General features: G+C 52.0%; 1 protein-coding gene and 1 pseudogene. Both read right to left on the bottom strand.

What is annotated here, in order from left to right; all coding sequences use genetic code 11:
- A partial coding sequence (locus BMW41_RS14010; RefSeq protein WP_074650831.1) for a methyl-accepting chemotaxis protein occupies nucleotides 1-1,733 on the bottom strand: 1,733 nt, incomplete at its 3' end.
- A gap of 478 nt (nucleotides 1,734-2,211) precedes the next feature.
- Nucleotides 2,212-2,520: pseudogene (locus BMW41_RS14005) on the bottom strand (methyl-accepting chemotaxis protein); the annotation flags it as partial.

The following is a 2,520-nucleotide window of genomic DNA, read 5'->3' as shown; positions in this document are numbered from 1 at the left end:
GCAGACTTCTTTGCGAGGTTGCCGACCTCATCCGCAACCACGGCGAAGCCCTTTCCTGCCGCGCCGGCTCTCGCCGCCTCGACCGCCGCATTCAGCGCCAGGATATTGGTCTGGAATGCGATGTCCTCAATGGTCTTGATGATCTTTCCGATCTCCTTGCTGCTGTCGGAGATGTCCTTCATCGCCTTCACCATCTCGTGCATATGCTCATTGCCCTTCTGGATTTCAACCCGGGCATCTTCGGAGAGTTTCTCCGCGTTGTCCGCATTTTCCGCGGTCACTTTGACATGGGTGGAGATATCCGCGATGGTTGCGGAAAGCTCCTCGATGGAAGACGCCTGCTCGGTGGTACCCTGGGCCAGAGACTGTGCTCCGGAAGAAAGGGTGGATGCGTTGCCGTTGACCTCTTCCGCAACGTGAAGGATATGGGACATGGTATCCGTCATGGTGCTTCGGATATTGAAGAGCGCATCCTTGATCTCCGCAAAGCTTCCGGCATAATCGTACTTCAGATTGAAGGTCAGATCGCCCTCCGAGATCTGGTTCAGAACCTGTGTGATCTCATGGATATAATCGATGTAAGAACTCAGCATCGTTGCCGTCTCGTGCATTGCACTCGCCACATCGCCGGTCTCATCATTGGTCTCCGCATTGATCTCAACCTTCAGATTGCCGTCCGCAATCTCCTGCGCCGCCGCAGCCAGTTTCTTCAGCGGACGCGTAATCCGGTTCGCCATCAGAACCGCCAGCACAGCGGTCAGAATACCCATCACGATGGTGAAGATCACAAAGAAATGAACCATCTCATTGACGGAGGCGTAAGCTGCCGCCTTCTTCTGGATGGTAACCACACCCCACTGCTCGGAAGTTCCCGGAATGGCAATGGGCCGATAAGAGTAAATGGCATCCACACCTTCACGGTTCTTGAATTCCTGCACGCCGCTGCCTCCGGCAAGAAGATCCGCGGTCAGCTTTTTAAAGTCATCAGTCTCGTCGAACGGTTCTCTTGCGGAATCGCTGCCGGACTTCATTCTGGTTCCGTCTTTATAGTTATAGCTGTATGTCACATAATCCGCATTGGGATGGGCAATGCAGATGCCCTGTCCGTCGATCACCAGCGAATACGTTCCCTCTGCATCAAAACTGGATACCACCTCCTGGACTTTTGCCAGGGAGAGGTCTGCGCCGATGATGCCGCACATGTCACCGCTCTCGTCAAACTCCGGGAAGAAAATCGATGTCGTCGCCGCTCCGTCGGTCGCACTGACATAAGACTTGGATACAAACGGACTCTTCTGTTCTTTCATCTGCCTGTACCACCAGCGGTCGCTTCGGTCTGCCGGCTCACCGCTGCTTCGCGCGGTCTGCATTCCGTCACGGTCCACCTGATATACCAGTGAAAAATACGGATTGTTTTTCGCCGTTGCCTTCACGATCTTATCCTGCTGTACCGGATCCATGCCCAGCATGTCGCCCGAAACAGACAGTCCCTGGATCACCGCGTAGCTCTTATTGATGTACTCCGATACTTCGCTGGAAATACTCTTGGTGAGGTTCTGAACCGTCGTATACGCCGTTTCTTTTCCCGTCTGTTTCGACTTTACCGAACTGACCGCTGCGCTCAGAATCAGCGGGATCAGCGCCACGCTGATCGCCAGCATCAGGATCTTTGTCCGGATACTCATCCGAAATGAACCGGATCGGTTCGTTGAATTGCTGCTCTGTTTATTCATTTTTTTCCTCCGTTTTCTGTTTGGGGGTTATCCCGACTTCTATAGTCGGCGCGGTTAGATAAAATATGATTTTCCGTCGTTTCACGGCGGTTGTTTGGGGTCGGCATTTTTCACAGCATAATAATCGTTTTTCTTTTCCCGTTAGCGACTCTGTATTATTCCTTTTCCTTTTGCGTTTCCTCTCCGGCGCCATTTTGACCGTATTAGAAAAACATAACGTCTCCTATCTGTGAACCTTTGATCAAAAAACGATCTGTACTTTTTTGTTAAAGAAACCGAATTATATCATCTTTTCTGTCATTTCTGTTTTTTTATGACTTTGTGCCTTTCAGCCACATCCCGCGCTATCCGGTCATTTTCCGCACAGAAAACGCGGGCCGGCGCTCTCGCTCCGACCCGCGTTGTTCCGATATTCACCGATGCTTTCGTCTCCGGGTTGTTTTCAGCAAAACAGACCAGCGGATTTGCACTCTGTTATTTACTCATTCAGTTTAAATTTGCTGACAAGATCATTCAGAACAGAGGCCTTATCGGAGAGTTCCTGGCTGGTTGCCGCAGATTCCTCCGCCGTCGCGGAATTGCTCTGAACAACGGAAGATACCTGATCAATACCGATGGATGCCTGTGAAATCGCATCGGACTGTCTGCCGGACGCCTCCGCGATCTCCTGAACCAGTTTTGCGGTCTTCTCACTGCCTTCCACGATGCTGTCAAGACTCTTCGCCGTCTCATCCGCAACGGTGATGCCGTGCTCGACCGCCTGAACCGCCTTCTCAATCAGATGCGT

This window comes from [Clostridium] aminophilum (assembly GCF_900101295.1).
In the GTDB taxonomy this organism is placed as follows: Bacteria; Bacillota; Clostridia; order Lachnospirales; family Lachnospiraceae; genus Clostridium_R; species Clostridium_R aminophilum_A.
Note: the sequence above shows the minus strand (reverse complement) of the source record. Positions and strands in the feature narration are given on the sequence as shown.